The sequence below is a fragment of the Trichococcus ilyis genome (assembly GCF_900109135.1).
In the GTDB taxonomy this organism is placed as follows: Bacteria; Bacillota; Bacilli; order Lactobacillales; family Aerococcaceae; genus Trichococcus; species Trichococcus ilyis.
This window is the reverse complement of sequence record NZ_FNYT01000060.1, coordinates 1-1210: the sequence shown is the minus strand read 5'-3', so window position 1 is coordinate 1210 and position 1210 is coordinate 1. Positions and strand designations below refer to the sequence as shown.

Here is a 1210-nt window from a genome sequence, read left to right as displayed (position 1 = left end):
GATCTACCCCAATCAGGAACAACAAATCCTGATTGCCAAGACCATCGGCTGCTCCCGGTTCGTGTTCAACCATTTCCTGTCCGAATGGAACAAAACCTATCAGGAAACAGGAAAAGGATTGAATTACAACACTTGTTCCGCCAAGTTGACGTTGCTGAAGAAGGAAGAGGAGACGCTCTGGCTGAAAGAGGTCGACAGTACCGCCCTCCAATCTTCCTTACGGAACCTATCGGACAGTTACGACCGCTTCTTCAAGAAACAGAACAGCTTCCCCCACTACAAGAGCAAAAAGAATCCGGTACAGTCGTACACGACCAAGCATACAAACGGCAACATCGCGATTGTCGGGAACAAGTTGAAACTCCCTAAATTGGGGCTGGTTGCATTCGACAAGAGTCGGGAACCCGAAGGGCGTATCCTGAACGCCACCATCCGGCGCAATCCGTCCGGAAAATATTTCGTGTCCATCTTGTGCGAAGTCGAAACCCACCCCACTCCCAAAACAAACACTACCGTTGGCGTGGATGTCGGATTGAAAGACTTTGCCATCCTATCGGATGAAGACAAAACCGTCTTCGAAAATCCGAAGTTTTTCCGAACAATGGAAAAGAAATTGGCGAAGGAACAGAAAATACTGTCCCGCCGAATGGAGAAAGCCCGCAAGGACGGCAAGAAGCTGTTCGAGGCGAAGAACTACCAGAAGCAGAAACGCAAGGTCGCCTGTATCCACGAGGATATCACCAATAAACGGAACGATTACCTGCATAAAATCTCCACCGCCATCATCAAAAACCACGATGTGATTGGGATTGAGGATTTGCAGGTATCCAACATGGTCAAGAACCGAAAACTTTCGAAAGCCATCAGCGAAGTCAGTTGGTCGCAATTCCGCACAATGCTGGAGTATAAAGCGAATTGGTATGGGAAAGAAGTCGTTGTTGTCGCAAAAAACTTCCCTTCCAGCCAGCTATGTTCCTGTTGCGGCTACCAAAACAAAGACGTGAAGAATCCCCGTGTGCGGAAGTGGACTTGCCCCGAATGCGGGAGCTATCACGACCGGGATTACAACGCAAGCATAAACTTGAAGCAGGAAGCACTGCGTATTTTAGCTTCCCGAACCGTGGGGGCCACGGGGTTAGCCTAACGAGAATCTGACCGATAGGTCGGAGTTTTTAGGAATCTCCCACCTCTAAGCATAAGCATAGGTGGG

The 1210-nt window shown here is 49.2% G+C and carries 1 protein-coding gene; it reads left to right on the top strand.

Going from position 1 to position 1210, the window contains the following annotated elements; genetic code table 11:
• Nucleotide 1 precedes the first annotated feature (1 nt).
• Nucleotides 2-1144 (top strand): IS200/IS605 family element RNA-guided endonuclease TnpB, encoded by a 1143-nt coding sequence (gene tnpB, locus BMX58_RS14515; RefSeq protein ID WP_242653624.1) that lies wholly within the window; start codon nt 2-4, stop codon nt 1142-1144.
• Nucleotides 1145-1210: the final 66 nt, after the last annotated feature.